Source organism: Flavobacterium sp. KH_001 (genome assembly GCF_057840745.1).
Map to the genome: position 1 here is coordinate 5,241,363 of NZ_CM174520.1, position 20,146 is coordinate 5,261,508.

At 33.5% G+C, this 20,146-nt stretch carries 17 protein-coding genes; 13 read left to right on the top strand and 4 right to left on the bottom strand.

From position 1 onward, the window contains the following. Positions 1-88: 88 nt before the first annotated feature. Complete coding sequence (locus tag AC3ITQ_RS22255; protein ID WP_489236246.1) at positions 89-826, top strand: tyrosine-protein phosphatase; 738 nt, start codon at positions 89-91, stop codon at positions 824-826. A gap of 9 nt (positions 827-835) precedes the next feature. Here AC3ITQ_RS22255 and AC3ITQ_RS22260 read toward each other — a convergent pair whose 3' ends face one another. Further along, the gene (locus AC3ITQ_RS22260) at positions 836-2,254 is read right to left on the bottom strand and encodes an undecaprenyl-phosphate glucose phosphotransferase (RefSeq protein WP_489236247.1); all 1,419 of its coding nucleotides are present in this window, start codon (positions 2,252-2,254) and stop codon (positions 836-838) included. A 172-nt stretch (positions 2,255-2,426) separates the two neighbouring features. Here AC3ITQ_RS22260 and AC3ITQ_RS22265 point away from each other — a divergent pair, with 172 nt between their 5' ends. The 5 genes from AC3ITQ_RS22265 (at position 2,427) to AC3ITQ_RS22285 (ending at position 7,638) form a co-directional block, all read left to right on the top strand. Continuing rightward, positions 2,427-3,392: a T9SS C-terminal target domain-containing protein gene (locus AC3ITQ_RS22265; RefSeq protein WP_489236248.1), complete on the top strand. Its 966-nt coding sequence runs from the start codon at positions 2,427-2,429 to the stop codon at positions 3,390-3,392. A 93-nt stretch (positions 3,393-3,485) separates the two neighbouring features. After that, positions 3,486-5,348 (top strand): ABC-F family ATP-binding cassette domain-containing protein, encoded by a 1,863-nt coding sequence (locus AC3ITQ_RS22270; protein ID WP_489236249.1) that lies wholly within the window; start codon positions 3,486-3,488, stop codon positions 5,346-5,348. Between the two features lie 145 nt (positions 5,349-5,493). Continuing rightward, the gene (locus tag AC3ITQ_RS22275) at positions 5,494-5,955 is read left to right on the top strand and encodes an FKBP-type peptidyl-prolyl cis-trans isomerase (protein WP_489236250.1); all 462 of its coding nucleotides are present in this window, start codon (positions 5,494-5,496) and stop codon (positions 5,953-5,955) included. Between the two features lie 250 nt (positions 5,956-6,205). Beyond that, positions 6,206-6,748, top strand: coding sequence for a hypothetical protein (locus tag AC3ITQ_RS22280; RefSeq protein ID WP_489236251.1), 543 nt, complete (start codon positions 6,206-6,208; stop codon positions 6,746-6,748). 110 nt (positions 6,749-6,858) lie between these two features. Then, positions 6,859-7,638, top strand: a complete 780-nt coding sequence (locus AC3ITQ_RS22285; protein WP_489236252.1) for an O-methyltransferase — start codon at positions 6,859-6,861, stop codon at positions 7,636-7,638. A 55-nt stretch (positions 7,639-7,693) separates the two neighbouring features. On the opposite strand, the gene AC3ITQ_RS22290 is transcribed toward AC3ITQ_RS22285, so the two are convergent. After that, positions 7,694-8,353 (bottom strand): DUF6565 domain-containing protein, encoded by a 660-nt coding sequence (locus tag AC3ITQ_RS22290; protein ID WP_489236253.1) that lies wholly within the window; start codon positions 8,351-8,353, stop codon positions 7,694-7,696. Positions 8,354-8,646: 293 nt separating this feature from the next. Between AC3ITQ_RS22290 and AC3ITQ_RS22295 the strand changes: the two genes are divergently transcribed. The 7 genes from AC3ITQ_RS22295 (at position 8,647) to AC3ITQ_RS22325 (ending at position 18,336) form a co-directional block, all read left to right on the top strand. Then, positions 8,647-9,333: an ABC transporter ATP-binding protein gene (locus AC3ITQ_RS22295; RefSeq protein ID WP_489236254.1), complete on the top strand. Its 687-nt coding sequence runs from the start codon at positions 8,647-8,649 to the stop codon at positions 9,331-9,333. A gap of 91 nt (positions 9,334-9,424) precedes the next feature. After that, positions 9,425-9,994 carry a cob(I)yrinic acid a,c-diamide adenosyltransferase gene (locus AC3ITQ_RS22300; protein ID WP_489236255.1) on the top strand — a complete coding sequence of 190 codons (570 nt, stop codon included), beginning with the start codon at positions 9,425-9,427 and terminating at the stop codon, positions 9,992-9,994. A 239-nt stretch (positions 9,995-10,233) separates the two neighbouring features. Next, a complete protein-coding gene (locus AC3ITQ_RS22305; protein WP_007138072.1) occupies positions 10,234-10,455 on the top strand; it encodes a DUF2795 domain-containing protein in 222 nt (73 codons plus the stop codon). Positions 10,456-10,544: 89 nt separating this feature from the next. After that, positions 10,545-13,886, top strand: coding sequence for a preprotein translocase subunit SecA (gene secA / locus AC3ITQ_RS22310; protein WP_489236256.1), 3,342 nt, complete (start codon positions 10,545-10,547; stop codon positions 13,884-13,886). A 135-nt stretch (positions 13,887-14,021) separates the two neighbouring features. After that, positions 14,022-14,399: a hypothetical protein gene (locus AC3ITQ_RS22315; protein ID WP_489236257.1), complete on the top strand. Its 378-nt coding sequence runs from the start codon at positions 14,022-14,024 to the stop codon at positions 14,397-14,399. Positions 14,400-14,499: 100 nt separating this feature from the next. Beyond that, the gene (locus AC3ITQ_RS22320) at positions 14,500-16,659 is read left to right on the top strand and encodes a TonB-dependent receptor (protein WP_489236258.1); all 2,160 of its coding nucleotides are present in this window, start codon (positions 14,500-14,502) and stop codon (positions 16,657-16,659) included. An 81-nt stretch (positions 16,660-16,740) separates the two neighbouring features. Next, entirely contained in the window at positions 16,741-18,336 is a 1,596-nt protein-coding gene (locus tag AC3ITQ_RS22325) for a PepSY domain-containing protein (RefSeq protein ID WP_489236259.1), read from the top strand. A 111-nt stretch (positions 18,337-18,447) separates the two neighbouring features. On the opposite strand, the gene AC3ITQ_RS22330 is transcribed toward AC3ITQ_RS22325, so the two are convergent. After that, positions 18,448-19,110 carry a TrmH family RNA methyltransferase gene (locus AC3ITQ_RS22330; protein WP_489236260.1) on the bottom strand — a complete coding sequence of 221 codons (663 nt, stop codon included), beginning with the start codon at positions 19,108-19,110 and terminating at the stop codon, positions 18,448-18,450. 64 nt (positions 19,111-19,174) lie between these two features. After that, positions 19,175-20,143 (bottom strand): sulfotransferase family protein, encoded by a 969-nt coding sequence (locus tag AC3ITQ_RS22335; RefSeq protein ID WP_489236261.1) that lies wholly within the window; start codon positions 20,141-20,143, stop codon positions 19,175-19,177. Positions 20,144-20,146 lie beyond the last annotated feature (3 nt).

Sequence of the window (20,146 nt, forward strand, 5' to 3'; positions counted from 1 at the left end):
CAAATTAGATATGAATAATAATATCCGTAAATAACAAAATCATCATTTTTAATACTATAAAGCAATCTGCAATTCTTATTTTTGTACTATGTTTTCATTCTTAAAATCAAAACCTTATTTAAAGGATCTGCTAGGCGGGAATTATATTGATATTCATTCTCATTTATTACCCGGAATAGACGACGGTGCCAAAAGCATATCGAGTACAGAAAGGCTTGCCAAATCTTTTCAGGAAATGGGTTTTTCTCAGTTTATCACGACACCACATATAAGTCATTACATCTGGAATAATTCGAGAGAAGATATTATTGGAAGTTATAACGAAACAAAGCTTTTGCTGGAAGAACGCAACATACAAATTCCGTTTCAGGCCGCAGCTGAGTACTTTATGGACGACTGGTTTGAAACTCATTTTCAAAACGAAAAGCTACTAACCTTAAAGGATAATTACGTTTTGGTCGAAATGTCATATATGAATGCTCCGGTACAATTGTATAAAACACTTTTTGATTTGCAGGTTGCAGGGTATATTCCCGTTTTGGCACATCCGGAACGGTATTTATTTTATCATAAAAACTTCAATGAATATGACAAATTAAAAAAAGCCGGATGTCTTTTTCAATTAAACCTTCTTGCTGTAGCCGGATATTATGGAAGCGAAATCACTAAAATAGCAGATCAACTTCTAAAAAAAGGAATGTATGATTTCGCAGGAACTGATATTCATCATAGCGATCATGTTGCTGCCTTCAATCAAAAAATAAAAATCGAAAATATAAGTGACGTAAAAGAAGTTATCGCAAATAATCAATTTTTTAAATTCTGATGAAGCTTACTAATACGCGTTCTCTTCGCCTTTAAAAACATTTATAAGTGTCCTCACTATAATTTTTATATCCAATAACAGACTCCAGTTCTCGATATACCAAATGTCGTATTCTACTCTATTCTCCATATCAATCAGCTCTTTTGTTTCTCCGCGATATCCGTTTACCTGCGCCCAGCCGGTGATTCCAGGTTTGGCATAGTGGCGAACTGAATAATTCGCAATGAGTTCACCATATTCTTTGGCGAGGTTAACCATATGAGGTCTAGGGCCAACAACAGACATTTCCCCTAAAAAAACATTAAAAAACTGAGGCAGTTCATCTATACTCGTTTTACGCATAAAAGCTCCAAATTTCGTAATACGACGATCGCCTTTTCCTGCTTGTTTTTTATGGGCCAAATCATTAACATACATGCTTCTAAACTTGTAACAGGTAAAAGATCTATTATCGCGACCTGAACGGTCTTGCTTAAAAAATATAGGCCCTGATGATTCCAGTTTAATGATTATCATTATTATAGGAAACAACCACGGAAAAATTAAAAGTATAACTCCTATTGAAAAACAAATATCAAAAACTTTTTTAATTAATCTGTTTATTGCTAATTCCAGCGGTTCCGGGCGAAACATCAATACCGGTGTGTTTTCATAAAAAGTAACCTCAACTTTACTTGATTTGGTATACAATTGAAAATCAGGTATAAATTTAATTCGGACCATATTCTGTTCGCAAATTTTTACCAACTTATTTATAGCTTCAACATTGTTGATATGTAAAGCTACATAAATTTCATCGACCTCTTCTCTTAATATAAACTCCTCTACATCATTAAATCCGCCTAAAAGCGGTGCAAAACTGCTGTTTGATTCTTCTGTTTGCTCATCAAAAAAACCTAAAAACTTATAACCATAAGTCAAATTTTTGGCCATTATTTTTCGCATTCTCTCGCCTGTTTCATTGGCTCCAACGATTATGAATTTCTTAAAATTATAACCTTTAGCCCTAATGTATTTCAAAGTCTTCATTAAGGTGTACCGGGAAATTAACAACAGTACAAAGAATATCAAATAAAAATACAAAAGTCGCAATCTGGAAATATCGGCATATTTATAAAAAACGACAAAACAAGTCAATATAGCAATATGTATTACAATTTTTTTAATCGTTCTTTTTAAGATTGATTCTATATATTCTATCCTTATTATTCTGTGTGAATCTTTAGTAAGTAATAGTCCAATCCAAATTAAGTTAGCTAATAACGAAACTGTTTTTTCATCCTTTAAAAAAAGTTTCTCCAAATCTCCGAATCGAACCAACGCAGAAACTACTAAAGCAGTGTTTAGCAATATAATATCCCAAAGCACAAATAGCAATTTGGAGTAACGTGACAAACGGTAATGGGATAAATCTTGTATAATTTTCATCTTGCAGGAATAGCTTTGCCAAACAAAAGCTTTGGTTCTATTTTTTTGATGCAAAATAACATTTTAATTATATTTTAAACTATCTGAATCTAATTATTTATAAGAAGTATCGTTATAAAAAACCGATGTTTCCATACTGTCTTGTACTTTTGTATTTGAAAAGAATCTAATAATGAAAAAAGCACTCTTCTTTTTCTTCGCGATCATTACATCAGCACATGCTCAAATTTCGGGCTGCACAGATTCGCTTTCAAAAAACTATGATCCAAACGCGACAATTAATGACGGAAGCTGCCAATATCTTACTTTGAGTTTAAAACCTATATATTCAATTCATTTAAGCGACTCTATCCAAGAAACCTCAGGACTTATATATTTTAACAACTTACTATGGACACACAATGACGATCATGACAAAACGATTTACGGATTAGATTCTTTGGGAATAATTCAGAAAAAAATCATCCTTGATAAAGCAACAAACCATGACTGGGAAGAAATCACGCAAGACAGCTCTTATATATACATTGGAGATTTTGGCAATAATGCTTCTGGAAACAGAACTGATTTAAACATTCTTAAAATACAAAAAAAATCATTTTTAGAAGGAAATCCTCTTATTGACACCATTGTTTTTACTTATAATGATCAGATTGATTTATCTCCACAAAAACCAAACAATACCGATTTTGACTGCGAAGCCTTTATTGCTTCCAAAGACAGTATTTATCTGTTCTCCAAGCAATGGAAATCATCCAAAACCAATATTTATGTTTTACCGAACCAATCCGGAAATCATATTGCTCAATTTAAGGCAACACTTGATACAAAAGGTTTGGTTACAGGCGCCACTTATCTAGAAGATAAAAAACTTATTGCACTTTGTGGATATTCTAAACTCGGAAAACCTTTTATATATTTAATGTACGACTTCAAAAATCATGATTTTTTGTTGGGAAATAAACGAAGAATTACTATCAGTCTGCCTTTTCATCAAATTGAAGGTATTGCTACAAATGATGCTTTGCATTATTATTTAACCAATGAGGCTTTGGTTCGAAAACCTGTTTTGAATGTTCGTCAGCAAATCCATAATTTTGATTTAAGTCCGATTCTGAATTCCTATCTCCATAAATAATTCGCAAATCGTGATATAATAGTTTACTTTTGCAAAAAAGTTGTGTTTTGTAAAACCTTCATAACTTATAATTTATAACTCATAATTTACAAAGTGAATTACTTATCTGTAGAAAACATATCGAAGTCTTTTGGCGAAAGAACGCTTTTTGACAACATCTCATTCGGAATCAATAAAGACCAAAAAATCGCTTTTATCGCTAAAAACGGTTCGGGAAAAACCACCATTATGAGTATTATTAATGGTTTGGATGAGCCGGATACAGGTCAGGTAGTTTTGAGAAAAGGAATCCGAATGGCATTTCTTTCTCAGGATAATAATCTACAAGAGGAATTAACCATTGAAGAAAGCATTTTTGCTTCTGATAATGAAACACTAAAAATAATCGAAGCCTACGAAAAAGCGCTTGAAAACCCAGACGATGAAGAAGCATATCAAAAAGCCTTTGACGGAATGGATCAGCACAATGCCTGGGACTTTGAAACGCAATACAAACAGATTTTATTTAAATTAAAACTAGAAGATTTTAAACTTAAAGTAAAAAATCTTTCGGGAGGACAAAAAAAACGTCTTTCATTGGCCATAATCCTAATCAATCGCCCTGATTTATTGATTCTGGATGAGCCAACCAATCACTTAGATCTTGAAATGATTGAATGGCTGGAAAGTTATTTTGCCAAAGAAAATATTACGCTGTTTATGGTAACGCACGACCGTTTCTTTTTAGAGCGTGTTTGTAATGAAATCATCGAATTAGACAACGGAAAACTATACCAATACAAAGGAAATTATTCTTATTACTTAGAAAAGAAGGAAGAAAGAATTGCCTCTGAAAATGCAAGCGTTGACAAAGCAAAAAACTTATTCGTTAAAGAATTAGAATGGATGCGCCGTCAGCCAAAAGCGAGAACTACTAAATCAAAATCGCGTCAGGATGATTTTTATGTAATTAAAGAAAAAGCACAAAGTCGCCGTCTTGAGAATAAGGTAGAACTTGAAATTAATATGGAACGTATGGGAAGCAAGATTATCGAGCTTCACAAAATTTCAAAAAAATTCAAGGATCATGTTATCCTGGATAACTTTAGTTTTGATTTTCAGCGTGGAGAACGTATCGGAATTATTGGTAAAAACGGAACCGGAAAATCGACTTTCTTAAATCTTCTTACAGGAACAATACCGCTTGACAGTGGACGTGTTGTAAAAGGTGAAACCATAAAAGTGGGTTATTATACGCAAAGCGGAATTAATCCGAAACCAAATCAGCGTGTAATTGATATTATTAAAGAATACGGTGAATTTATTCCGCTGGCAAAAGGCAGAATGATTTCGGCTTCACAATTATTAGAACGTTTTCTTTTTGATGCTAAAAAACAGTATGATTTTGTCGAAAAATTAAGCGGTGGAGAATTGAAACGTTTGTATTTATGTACGGTTTTGATTCAGAATCCGAACTTCCTGATTCTAGATGAGCCAACAAACGATCTGGATATTGTAACATTGAATGTTTTAGAGAGTTTTCTTTTGGATTATCCAGGATGTCTTTTAGTAGTTTCGCACGACCGTTACTTTATGGATAAAATTGTGGATCACTTATTTATTTTTAGAGGAAAAGGTGAAATCGAAAGCTTCCCAGGAAATTATTCTGATTTCAGAGCTTATGAAGATAGTGCCGATGTCGCTCAAAAAGAAGAGAACAAAGCAGAAAAGAAAGATTGGAAACAAAATAATCCAACAGGAAATCTAACTTTCAACGAGCAAAAAGAATATCAAAAACTAGAAAGAGAAATCAAAGATCTTGAAATTGATAAAACTAAAATTGAACAATTATTTTCTGATGGAAAAGTCGCTGATGCTGATATCGAGAAAAAAGCAAACGAACTACAAAACATCATCAATAAAATAGATCAGAAAGAAGAACGCTGGTTTGAGCTTTCGGCTAAAATTGAAGGATAGAGTTATTACACAGAGATTCACAAAGAAAACGCAGAGTTACACTAAGTTTTTTTTTGTGAATCTTTGTTTTTTCTTTGTGAATCTCTGTGAAACAAAAACACATTTTATTATATTAACCTATTAAAAAATACATTTTCAAAATATCATGAAATACATCGTAACATCATTACTTATCTTAACCCTTTTTATCTCCTGCAATTCTAATGACGAACCTAAAAAAACAGATTACACTGTTGAAAACGAAAAAGAAATAGTTGATTATATTGCCAAAAATAAACTAACAGCCCAAAGAACTGATTCTGGTTTGTATTATATCATCAACGAGCCCGGAGAAGGAGCTCAACCAACTGCAAGCTCTAATGTAACAGTGGCTTACAAAGGTTACTATTCAAATGGAACTATTTTTGATCAAAGTAAAGCAGAAGGAGTGTCCTTTGGTTTAAATCAGGTAATTCAAGGCTGGAGAGAAGGAATTCCCTATTTTAAAACGGGCGGAAGCGGATCTCTGCTTGTTCCTTCCCATTTAGGTTATGGCCCTTTTGATGACAGAGGTATTCCCGGAGGATCTGTTCTTATTTTTGATGTGAAATTGATTTCAGTAAATTAGTAAGACAAAATCTTATTTTTCATTATAAAAGGCCACAATAAAACATATTTTTATTGTGGCCTTTTTTTTGTTATCCTCAACTCACTATTCTTTTCTTTAAATTAAAGTAATACTATATAAGTGCCCTCTATTTTACAAAAGTCTGAATTTCATTATGTAATGATTTGAAAAAATTGTGTAAATAATATTATATCTGTTTTGCGAGCTTTGTTAAAGTGAAAATAAATTCACAAACTAAAACTATATAAAAATGGAAAATTTACATAATCCCGACGGAACAAAACGTGAGGTTTTAACAGGAATGTTTTCAGACCGTGACAGCATAGAAAGAGCATATGATACTTTAAGCGAAAGAGGTTATACAAAAGACGAAATAAACCTGATCATGTCTGACGAAACCAGAAAAAAACATTATTCAGACAAAGACGATCACTCTGAACTTGGAACAAAAGCAGCTGAAGGTGCCGGAACAGGTTCTGCTATTGGAGGAACAATTGGCGCAATTGCAGGAGTTGTTGCTGCACTAGGAACTAGTCTTGTTATTCCTGGTTTAGGCTTAATTGTTGCCGGTCCATTGGCGGCAGGATTAGCTGGTGCTGGTGCTGGAGGAATTGCAGGAGGTATAATTGGAGCCTTAGTAGGATCAGGAATTCCGGAAGACAGAGCAAAAATATACGAATCTGGTATTAAAGACGGCCATGTTGTGTTAGGTGTGCATCCACATAATAACGAAGATGCTGAGTATTTTAAACAGCAATGGGAAGCCAATAATGGCGTAAACATATACAGATAAGTATCAAAATTTTATAACATAAAAGCCTGATCTAATTAAAGATTAGGCTTTTTTCATTCAATTATTTCAATTTCTGATTCGTATCTTCGTGCTTTCTTGCAAATAAGATTATGCTATTTCAAATTAAAGCTTATTTAAAATTCCTTTGGAACTCCAAAAATGAACATGGAGTACATTCGCCATTTGTTTTTAGTTTACTGACCAAATGTTTTTACGACAAAAAAGTAAAAGCTGAGTATGATATTTTAAAAAACTATCGCAAATCATTATTACAAAATAAAAACTTTATTGAAGTAACCGATTTTGGTGCCGGTTCAAAAGTTTTTAAATCAAACAGAAGACAAATTTCGAAGATTGCAAAAACTGCAGGAATTTCTCCAAAACGAGCCGAATTACTTTTTAGAGTTAGCAATTATTTTCAACCTGCAACTATTCTTGAAATAGGAACTTCATTAGGTTTAGCCACTTCTGCCCTAGCCTTAGGGAATCCGAAAGCAAAAGTGATTACATTGGAAGGTTGTTCTCAAACCGCTACTATTGCTAAAAATCAATTAAATGAATTTGATTGTACAAATGTGGAAAGTATTATTTCAGAATTTGAATCTTTTCTAATTTCTGAAAATCTACAATCTACAATCTACAATCTAATATATTTCGACGGTAATCATTCAAAAAAAGCAACATTAGCTTACTTTGATCTTTTATTACCAACGATAGATAATGATTCCGTCTGGATTTTCGATGACATTCATTGGTCTCAGGAAATGGAAGAAGCCTGGGAGATTATTAAAAACCACCCGAAAGTAACCGTTACAATTGATACTTTTCAGTGGGGATTTGTCTTTTTTAGATATGAACAACCAAAAGAACACTTTGTAATTAGAGCATAAAAAAATGGCAACCATTTCTGATTGCCATTTAGTACTAATTCAATTTATCTAAAATTTATTTTTTAGCTTCTTTATTTTCGTCAGATTTAGCTCCCATTCTGTTTACAGTATACATTGGAGCAAATTTTACTTTTAAGCCAGCAATTTTTCTATTGTCTTCAGAGCTTAAACCTTCTTTTTCAACCGTATTTTTTCGGTTGTCCAGTGCTTCATACAACACTTTAATTTCATCCCAGTCTTCACGAGAGTAACTATCTTTATTATCCTCAACTGTATGAACAAATTGTTGGTACACACTATGAATATTTTGGGCGTTTACCCAAGAAAAACTCATATCGTCTCCAATTTTTCCTTCACCAAACAGAGCGTTACGCAATTGTTGTTTCGGACTTGGAGCAGGTGGGGCAAAAACGGTGGTCATTTCACTTTTAAATTCCTCGTACTTTGTTTTACTTGCATTTATCCTTTCGGTTTCAGCAGCATTATCTTTAATGTCAGCAAGTGCCAATTGTGCATTTTCGGCTCTTCTGTCATATTCAGCTTCAACAGCTGCCCAATCTGCTTTCAAATCATCAGCTTTGACATTTTTTACTGAGTCAACGTAGGTTACATAAGCGTCAATTGTTTTTTGAGCTTTTTCTTGTTTTTCGTCTTTACACGATGTAAAACTCAATGCAATTAATGCAATTCCTGATAATAATTGTATGTTTTTCATAATTATTGATTGTTTAATTAATACATTAACAAATGTATCTAATAACCTAATATCAAAAATTACATCATTACCATGTTTTTAATATTAAAAAGATATTAAACATGTAAAACTTATAGAATAATGATAATTTTATAAAATAAATCAAAAAAAATATAATTAATTCAAAAAAAATATATGCATTATTTAATAGGCCTGTAAACCAAAAGATGTTTTTGTAACAAAAATCAATTTCACGCTACTTATCGTTTATTGAAAAGTGTTTTGTACTTTTAAAACCAAAATTGTAAACCGAAATGGCAAATCCATTAATTAAAATAACCGACATTAAACGAAATTTTGTACTTGGTAATGAAATCGTTTATGTCTTAAAAGGAATAGATTTACAAATCAATAAAGGCGAATATGTAGCGCTTATGGGGCCATCAGGATCCGGGAAATCAACTTTAATGAACTTGTTAGGTTGTCTGGATACGCCAACTTCCGGAAACTATGTTTTAAATGGAAAAGATGTCAGCCAAATGAAGGACGATGAATTGGCAGGAATCCGCAATAAAGAAATTGGTTTTGTATTTCAGACTTTTAATCTTTTGCCAAGAACAACTGCTTTAGATAATGTTGCATTACCAATGATTTACGCAGGCTATTCTAAATCTGAACGAAATGAACGTGCTAAAGAAGTTTTAACACAGGTAAATCTTGCCGACAGAATGGATCACCAGCCGAATCAGCTATCAGGAGGACAACGTCAGCGTGTTGCCATTGCCCGCGCTTTGGTTAACAAACCTTCTATTATATTGGCCGATGAACCAACCGGAAACTTAGATAGTAAAACTTCTGTAGAGATTATGAAACTCTTTGGAGATATTCATGCACAGGGAAACACTGTCATTCTTGTAACACACGAAGAAGATATTGCGGCTTATGCACATCGTGTAATTCGTTTACGTGACGGATTGATTGAAAGCGACACTACTAAATAATTGTAGATTTCTGATTTTAGATTATTTTCTAAATCTTAAATTTTAGATTACAACATTTAATCTAAAATCAGAAATCTAAATTCTAAAATAAATGAAAGTATATACAAAAACCGGAGATAAAGGAACCACAGCTCTTTTTGGAGGCACGCGTGTTCCTAAAGATCATATTAGGATTGACAGTTATGGAACTGTTGACGAACTGAATTCTCATATAGGATTGATTCGTGATCAGGAAATGGATTCGCACTATAAAAGTATTTTAATTGAAATTCAGGATCGTCTTTTTACAGTGGGTGCAATTTTAGCAACGCCACAGGAAAAAGAAGTATTGAAAAACGGCGAGCTTAGATTGAAAAATTTGGGCATCATTGATACTGATATAGAATTATTAGAAAATGAAATTGATCAAATGGAAGAAAGCCTTCCGCCTATGACACATTTTGTTTTACCAGGAGGTCACCAAACTGTGTCATATTGTCATATTGCACGTTGCGTGTGCCGTCGTGCCGAGCGTTTGGCAGTTCATTTAAGTCATAATGAACATGTTCCTGAAATCGCAATCATGTACTTAAACCGACTTTCTGACTACCTTTTTGTCTTGGCACGGAAGTTGTCCTCAGACTTAAAAGCGGAGGAAGTGAAATGGATTCCGAGGAAATAAATTTTCTCGTAAATTCCAATTTTAAAAATCCCAAAATCCAAAGAAAAAATTAAAAATTCTGCGAATTTAAATTACATACAAAAATTCATAATTGCAGGTTTTACGTTCCTTTTTTGGAATTTGAAATTTAAAAATTGGAATTTAACAAGAGACGTTCTTAAATTTTATTAAAATAAATCAAAATTTACTTGTCTTTTTCAGTAAAAAATTTATTTTTGCACAAACTAAACAGATAACAGATGTATTGGACATTAGAATTAGCATCTTATTTAAGTGATGCGCCATGGCCTGCTAACAAAGACGAACTTATTGACTACGCTATTAGAGCTGGTGCTCCATTAGAAGTAGTAGAAAACCTTCAATCAATCGAAGACGAAGGTGAGATATATGAATCAATGGAAGAAATTTGGCCTGATTATCCAACAGACGAAGATTATCTTTGGAATGAGGATGAATATTAAAAAATAAACCAAAGGAAAAAGTCTCATCACAGAGGCTTTTTTTTTGGTTCTAAATACAACATTTACATATAATAGAAATATAACAAATCATGAGTTTCATAAACAGTATTATTAAAGTCTTTGTAGGTGATAAATCACAGAAAGATGTCAAAGCTTTACAACCTTATTTAAACAAAATTAAAACATTCGAAACTAGCTTAATGAGTTTGTCTCACGACGAATTGAGAGCAAGAACCGTTTATTTTAAAGAAAAAATAAAAGAAGCCAGAGCTGATAAAGATGCTAAAATTGCTACGCTTAAAGCGGAAGTAGAAAACATTGAAGACATCGACAAAAGAGAAGATCTTTATGATGCTATTGATGCTCTTGAAAAAGAAGCTTACGAAATTTCAGAGAAAACTTTATTGGAAATTCTTCCGGAAGCATTCTCTGTTGTTAAAGAAACAGCGCGTCGTTTTAAAGACAATTCATTTATTGAAGTGACTGCAACTCCAAAAGACCGCGAATTTTCAGCTACAAAAACATATGTTACTATTGAAGGTGAAAAAGCTACATGGGCAAATAAATGGAATGCCGCTGGTAAAGAAATTACCTGGGACATGATCCATTATGATGTTCAGTTAATTGGTGGTATGGTTTTGCACGAAGGTAAAGTTGCCGAAATGCAAACAGGAGAAGGTAAAACTTTAGTAGCTACACTTCCACTTTACTTAAACGCTTTAACTGGAAACGGTGTTCACTTAGTAACGGTGAATGACTACTTGGCAAAACGTGATAGTACATGGAAAGCGCCTTTATTCGAATTCCACGGTTTAACTGTTGATTGTATTGATAATCACCAGCCAAGTACGGAACAAAGAAAAAAAGCATACGACGCCGACATCACTTACGGAACCAACAACGAATTTGGTTTTGACTACTTAAGAGATAACATGGCGCATTCGCCAAACGATTTAGTACAAAGAAAACACAACTATGCAATTGTCGATGAGGTCGATTCTGTATTGATTGATGATGCAAGAACGCCACTTATTATTTCAGGACCGGTTCCGCAAGGAGATCGTCATGAGTTTAACGAGTTGAAACCAAAAATTGAAAACTTAGTTTCTCAACAACGTCAGTTGGCAAATGGTTTCTTAGCGGAAGCTAAAAAATTAATCAAAGAAGGAAATACTAAAGAAGGCGGATTCTTATTATTAAGAGCTTACAGAAGTTTACCTAAAAATAAAGCATTAATTAAATTTTTAAGTGAAGAAGGAATTAAACAATTGCTTCAAAAAACGGAGAATCAATACATGCAGGATAACAATCGCGAAATGCATAAAGTGGATGAAGCTTTGTATTTTGTGATTGAAGAGAAAAACAATCAGGTTGAATTGACTGATAATGGTATTAAATACCTTTCTGGAGATACTGATTCCGATTTCTTCGTTTTACCAGATATTGGAACAGAAATCGCAGCTATTGAAAAACAAAAACTGGATAAAGATGCTGAAGCAGAAGCTAAAGAAAGATTATTCCAGGATTTTGGAGTAAAAAGCGAGCGTATTCATACGCTTACTCAGCTTTTAAAAGCATACGCCTTATTCGAAAAAGATGTAGAATATGTGATCATGGACAACAAAATTATGATTGTCGATGAGCAAACAGGTCGTATCATGGATGGTCGTCGTTATTCTGACGGATTACACCAGGCGATCGAAGCGAAAGAAAATGTAAAAATCGAAGCTGCTACACAAACATTTGCAACTGTTACATTACAGAATTACTTCAGAATGTACAGCAAATTAGGTGGTATGACTGGTACAGCGGTTACTGAAGCTGGAGAGTTATGGCAGATTTATAAATTGGATGTTGTTGAAATTCCAACCAACCGTCCGATTTCAAGACAAGACAAAGAAGATTACATCTATAAAACGACACGTGAGAAATTCAACGCTGTAATTGAAGATGTTACTGAATTATCAAATGCAGGAAGACCAGTATTAATTGGAACAACTTCTGTTGAGATTTCAGAGTTATTAAGCCGTATGTTGAAAATGAGAGGCGTTACACATAACGTTTTGAATGCTAAAATGCACAAACAAGAGGCTCAAATTGTAGAAGAAGCAGGTAAAGCCGGAGTTGTAACTATTGCAACCAACATGGCTGGTCGTGGTACCGATATTAAATTATCTCCAGAAGTTAAGGCTGCAGGAGGTTTAGCAATCGTGGGTACAGAGCGTCATGATTCTCGTCGTGTTGACAGACAGTTACGTGGTCGTGCAGGACGTCAGGGAGATCCGGGAAGTTCTCAATTCTACGTTTCTCTTGAAGATAACTTAATGCGTTTATTTGGTTCTGAAAGAGTAGCCAAAGTAATGGATAGAATGGGATTACAGGAAGGTGAAGTTATTCAGCATTCTATGATGACTAAATCTATCGAACGTGCTCAGAAAAAAGTAGAAGAAAACAACTTTGGTGTTCGTAAACGTTTATTAGAATATGATGACGTTATGAACTCGCAACGTGAAGTAGTTTACAAACGTCGTCGTCACGCCTTATTTGGTGAGCGTTTGAAACTGGATATCGCTAACATGCTTTATGATACTTGCGAATTAATTGTAAGTCAAACTAAACCAGCTAACGATTTCAAAAATTTCGAATTTGATTTAATTCGTTATTTTTCTATCACTTCTCCAATTTCAGAAGCTGATTTCCAGAAATTAACTGATATCGAAATCACAGGAAAAATATACAAAGAGACTCTGGCTTTCTATACCGAAAAAACAGAAAGAAGCGCAAGAGAGGCTTTTCCAATCATTAAAGGAGTTTACGAAGAGCCAAACAATCATTTTGAGCGTATCGTAGTTCCATTTACTGACGGAATCAAAACTTTGAATGTAGTTACAGATTTGAAAAAAGCTTACGAAAGTGAAGGAGCTCAGTTAATCGCTGATTTCGAGAAAAACATTACACTTTCTATTGTTGATGAGGCCTGGAAAAAACATTTACGTAAAATGGACGAATTGAAACAATCTGTTCAATTAGCCGTTCACGAACAAAAAGATCCATTGCTTATCTACAAATTAGAAGCTTTCAACTTGTTTAGAGGAATGTTGGATAACGTTAATAAGGAAGTAATTTCATTCTTATTCAAAGGTGATTTACCAGCTCAAAACGTTCCTGAAATTCACGAAGCAAAAGAAGTTCGTCAAAAAGAAAACTTCAAATTGAGCAAAGATGAAATTCCAAACAGCGAAGACATCAATCGCGAAGCCGGAGAAACACAACAACGTCAGGTTACCGAAACGATTGTGAGAGATATGCCAAAAATCAACCGTAATGATACTGTAACAGTTCAGGAAGTTGCCACAGGTAAAACTGAAGAAATGAAATTTAAAAAAGCAGAAACTTTAATCGCTTCTGGCGCTTGGGTACTTGTTAAATAATAAATTTTAATTAATATATTTCAATCCCCAACTACACTTTTGTAATTGGGGATTTTTTTTTGCAAAAAATCTAATATTTATTCTTTCTAAATCGAATAAACTGTATTTTTGCCAGCGTAAACAATAAACAGAGCTTTGAAGCGAATTTTAATACTATTTCTTTCCTGCATGCTTTTGCTTCCTTCTTTTGGAAGTTTCTTTGTTTATACCTCATTCAAATTAAATCAGGAAGAAATTTCAAAAACCATCTGTGTACAACGAAAAATGGTTTTTAATTCTTGTAACGGTCGATGTGAACTTCAAAAAAGTTTAAAGAAATATGCCGACAATGAAAAAAGAATGCAAAACAATCTGAAAGAAAAAGCAGAAGTAGTTTACATTCAAAACACAACAACCGCTAATTATAGATTAGTCACTCCAATCGAATCTGCAGCAAAACTTTTTGCTTCTATTGATGAGAAACCAATTTCGGTTTCTAATAGTACTTTCCACCCTCCATCCTATTTTATATAAATTTTAGCTGCACTTTTCAATTTCAAAATTGAAAAGACTTTTTCCTGGTTTTACGTCAGGGAAAAAGACATGTTACTTTTTAAAATTTATATAATTTAAAATGAAAAAAATATACTTTACCCTACTCATCATAGGGCAATGTGTCTTTGCTCAGAATGAAGTGAAGCAAGACACAACAAAATCTCAAGAATTAGAAAACGTTTTTATAACTGCCAATCGTACTGCGACTATTCGCAAGGAAACTCCTGTCGCAATTAGTAAAATAACAGCAAAAACGATCAACGAAACCAAAGCAACAGCAGTCTACGAAATCATCAATAAAACGCCAGGAGTTTTAATGATTAATTTAGGGAACGAACAGCATATGATGTCGATTCGTCAGCCAATGACAACCAACGCCTATTATCTGTATTTGGAAGACGGTTTACCAATTCGCCCAATGGGAATCTTCAATCACAATGCTTTACTGGAAATCAATCAATACAATTTACAAAGTATTGAAGTGGTAAAAGGGCCCGTTTCTTCTTTATATGGACCGGAAGCAGTTGGCGGAACTATTAATTTAATTTCACTAAAACCTCCTGTTGATCCTGAATTTAAATTTGGCGTACAGGCTGATAATTATGGTTACAGAAGATTTCAGGCCGCCGGTGGCACAACGATTGGAAAAGTCGGTTTTCATATTGCCGGTATTTCAAGCTTACAGGAAAATGGCTGGATGACATATTCTGATTACAACAAAGACAATCTGAATGCTAGAATCGACTATAATATTTCTCCTTCTACCCGATTGATTAGTAATACCATGTATGGAAAATATTATTCTGATATGAGTGGAAGTGTAAACGAAGAGGCATTTAATAACAGAACTTACAAAAGCACAACAGATTTCACTTATAGAAAATCGGATGCCCTAAGAACTCGTTTAACATTAGAGCACGACTGGAATGGTAATGCAAGCAGTTATATTACCGCTTATTTACGTGATAATAAATTAGGACAAAATCCATCGTACGGAATTAAATGGAGTCCAACCGTAAATCCTACAACGGCAAAAGGCGAAGTAAATTCGAATAATTTCAAAAGTTATGGTGCTATCGGCCAGCATACTCAAAAATTCGACTTCTTAAATACTAAAATTGTTGCCGGAGCCTTATACGATTATTCTCCGGTTACTTATTGGTCCTACGTGATTGATTTGAAAGCGAATTTAAATCCGGGAGAAGTTGGGAAGCAAACTGTGAATTCTTATGAGATTATTGCAGAACATCCAGATTCTAAATTAGCCGATTATACTGCTGACATTTTCAACACGGCCGGTTATGCACAAGTAAGTTTTAATCCGATAGAAAAACTAGTTGTTACTGTTGGAAGTCGTTATGACAACATGAAAGTCAATTACGACAATGCTATAGATAATTCTACAGGAAGCAAAATTTATGACAAAATGACTTTTAAAGCGGGTGCAAATTATAATCCGTTTGAATTTGCCGGTTTTTATGGCAATTATTCACAAGGTTTTGCGCCTCCGGGAATCACTTCTATTTTCAGAACAAAACCAGGGACTGGCGGAACAACTGGCGTTCCTGCCGATTTCTATTATAATTTAGAACCTGCAACTTTCAACAATTATGAAGTTGGCGGATGGCTTTCTTTCCTTCAAAATAAATTAAATTTTGATTATGCTTTCTATTATATGGAAGGAAAAAATGAACTTTTAAACATCAAACTTGCTGATAATTCAACTGATTATCGTTCAGCTGGAGAAACACGCCATAAAGGAATTGAATTTGGAGCGACTTACAGACCATCAAAACAAATTAACTTTCGTCTTGGTGGAACTTACGCGCAACATACGTACGTTGATTTTAAGCTTTCAGACAAACCGTCTGATCCAGTTCAGAATCTAAACGGAAAAGAAATGCCATCAGCACCAAAATGGTCTGGAAATTCGGAGTTAAGTTATTATCCAAACTGGCTTCCTAATCTTAGAACTTCTATTGAATGGCAACTTGTGGGAAGTTATTATCAAGATCAGATCAACACCGTAAAATATGATGGTTACAACATCTTCAATGCGCGAATTGGCTATCAATGGAAAGGAATTGAAATCTATGGAAATGTACTTAATTTAACAGACAAATTATACGCTTATAATGTTACCAGAGCCAATGCAGCAAACGCTCAACCAACCTATACTGCAGCGGCGCCAAGAACTTTTGTTTTCGGAATCCAGTATAATTTTTCATTAAAGAAATAATATTTAGCCACAGATTAAAATCATTTAAATCCTTTAATCTGTGGCAAAAATATCAAGTAGACAAATCATAAGAACACGAATATGAGTAAAGAAATAAAAGAGAAAAAGTCTAAAAAGAAAGATTCTAAGCTTGTCAAGAAAATCAAACAACAGATGTACAAATGGCACCGTACAATTGGCTTGATTACAATTATCCCTGTAATATTCTGGACACTTTCTGGTTTGATGCATCCGTTTATGGCGCATTTTTTCAAACCGGAGATTGCCCATGATAAACTGGAACAACAAATTATTGATAAAAATCAACTGCATTTTTCCATTCAGGAAGTTTTACAAAAAAACGAAATCAGTCAATTCAAGAATTTCCGAATCGTTTCTTTTAACAATGCAATTTATTATCAGGTAAAAACAATTTCCGGTGCTCTTTTGTATTTTGATACTTCAAATGCAAAAAAACTCGAAAACGGAGATCAAAAATATGCCGAATGGCTTTCCCGTTATTTTTTAGACGATCAGAAAAGTGCTGTAACAAAAAGTGAAGTTGTGACTGAATTCACCTCTCAATATAAATATGTAAACCGTTATTTGCCCGTTTACAAATTAAGTTTTGATCGTCCCGACACTATGGAAGTTTATGTAGAAACTTCTTCCAGTAAACTGGCTACTTATAATCCAACGTCAAGACAATGGTTTATTTGGTTTTTCGATACTTTCCATAATTGGTCTTTTGTAGATGCTATTACCAATAATAGTATTCGAATCATTACAATGATTTTCTTGTTATCGATAATTGGATTTTCTGCCTTGAGCGGAATCTTAATTTATGGTTTATTATGGAAACAATTCAAAAAAACTGATAGTTTACAGCCTAAAAAAGGGCTTCGAAAATACCATCGCCAAATCGGGATTTGGGTTTCACTTTTTACTTTGACATTTGCTTTTAGCGGCGCTTATCACGCCACTACAAAATGGGCTCCGTACACTTTATCACAAATGGTTTATGAACCAACTTTTGAAACCAAAGAAATTCCTTTAGCAAGTAATACTTTAAATTTAGATTGGAGTCGTTTCCAAAACGCAAGTATTATTACTTTAAACGACACAACCTATTTCCGTTGCCAATTATTGGAAAAAGAAAAATTCAAAAAACCAAAAGCCGATTCTAATTCGAAATGGAATAAAAAAGACGAGAAAAAATCGGAAGTCATTTATATCAATGCAACAACCAACAAAATCGTTCCTAATATTGATCTTGAATATGCAGAGTTTCTGGCATATTATTTTACAGATGGAGCTCCAAAAGCCGCTTGTTGCGAAATGGTAGAAACTTCAGATGAACCTGAAGCTTCATTAGAAAATGCAAAATTATTAGAATCTAAAGTTCTGACGGATTTTGAAAGCAGAGAATATGGCTTTGTAAATAAGAGATTACCTGTTGTAAAATTGGCTTATGATACTCCGGAAAAAACAACATATTTCATAGAAACAGCAACTTCCAGATTAGCCGCTAAGATTAAGAGTTCCGATATGGTTGAAGGTTATTCGTTTGCTATCCTTCACAAATTTTTATTTATGGATTGGGCTGGGAAAAACATTCGGGATCTAACAATGGTTCTGGCGGCTTTGACCATTTTGATTGTTAGTATTTTAGGATTTATTTTGTTTTTGAGAAAATAGAAAAATCAGTTTAATAACCTGCAAGGTTTCTAAAACCTTGTAGGTTTAAATTGTAGGCTTTCAAAAATACCTACAAGGTTTTAGAAACCTTGCAGGAAATCCATAACAATATTATCTTGGATTTTCCTCGTAATATCGTGCCTCGATTCGTTTAATATCTTTGATAGAACTTCTAGCCCAAGCCAAACGTTTCTCCAGAATTTCTTCTTCTGATAATTGCCATTTGATATCTGAATTTCGCAATCTATTGGTTAAGTTTTGAATGATGATTGCAGCTGAAACTGAAATATTCAAACTCTCGGTAAAACCAACCATCGGGATTTTTAGAAAACCATCTGCTTTTTGTAGAATTTCTTCAGATAGTCCGTCTCTTTCTGTTCCGAAGAATAAAGCACTTGGTTTTGTAATATCGAAGTCTTCCAACAGACAATCATTTTCATGAGGCGTTGTTGCAATGATTTGATAACCTTGATTTTTTAAAGTAGAAACACAAGTTGTAATGGAATCAAATTGATTAATATCAACCCATTTTTGCGCTCCCATTGCGATTTCTTTATCGATTTTTTTTCCGTAGCGTTGCTCGATAACATTTAATTCCTGAATTCCGAAAACCTCACAACTACGCATTACCGCACTAGTATTGTGCATTTGAAAAACGTCTTCGACTGCAATTGTAAAATGCTTTGTACGATTTCCCAATACATTGAGAAATCTTTCTTTACGATTGTCTGTTAATATATTTTCAAGAAAAGCCAGGTAATCTAAATCAATCATTTTATTTGAGTTTGGCGCAAAAGTACATTATAAATAAAACAGAAAGAAAAATTCATATGTATTTTCAACGCACTACATCTTCAAGAAGAATATTGTTCAGCTTTTCATGGAGCTTATTAACATTTGTAAAATCTATTTGCAAACTTTCCTTAGTAAAAGAATCACCTTTAAAAATCGCGGTTTCATCTTTAGAATGTTTTTTTAGACGTTCATACATTTTATCAAGTTCAGCGACAGGAAAATCGGCATTAATAAAGGAAAGAAAATTTTCTATGACACCTTGCATTCCTTCATTATAATTGAGCTTGATAACATTTTGATCCTTTTGAGAAAAATCGAGAAAACCCTGAAAATATTTTTCCAGAACTAACGCTCCGTATTGCTGAAAACTAATTTCATTAATTTCTTTAGCTGTAATTCCAAAAATATTAGGTGGTAATAAATTAGGAATCATGTGCATTCCTGTCCGTTTTTGATGCGATTTTAATACTTCAATGGGGTTTCTGTAAAGCAATCCAAAAGGTATTTCAGGAAAAATAGATCTCAAATAACTGGCATTAAAGATATGCCAGGCATCCAATTTTATAATTAAATTCTTTTGTTCCGGAAATTGCTTTTGTCCCAATAATAAAAGTACTGATTTTAAAAGAATGCCTTTTTTATCTAAATCAAAAAGATCACATCTCAGAATTTCATCTATAATGGGCGCTTCAGAAATCATAATATTTTCTGAAGAACTTGCCAAATACTGACTCAGCATAGTAGAACCACAACGTGACACATGAAATATTAATGACTTGAGTTCAATAGCAATTAATTGATTAGACCAATCAATAAGATTTTCTGCAGTTGTAACTACTTTAAATGGTTTTGAGTTATAAGAATGTTTCCAGCATTTTGAAATTGTTTCATCAAAAAAAGGATCAGCATATCTTATATCATCCAAATAAATCCATTCAAAATAAACTTCATTGTCTTTTTCTATTAATTTATACGGAATCCAGTTTGAAAGAGGGTGATTGCTATTTTCCATTTT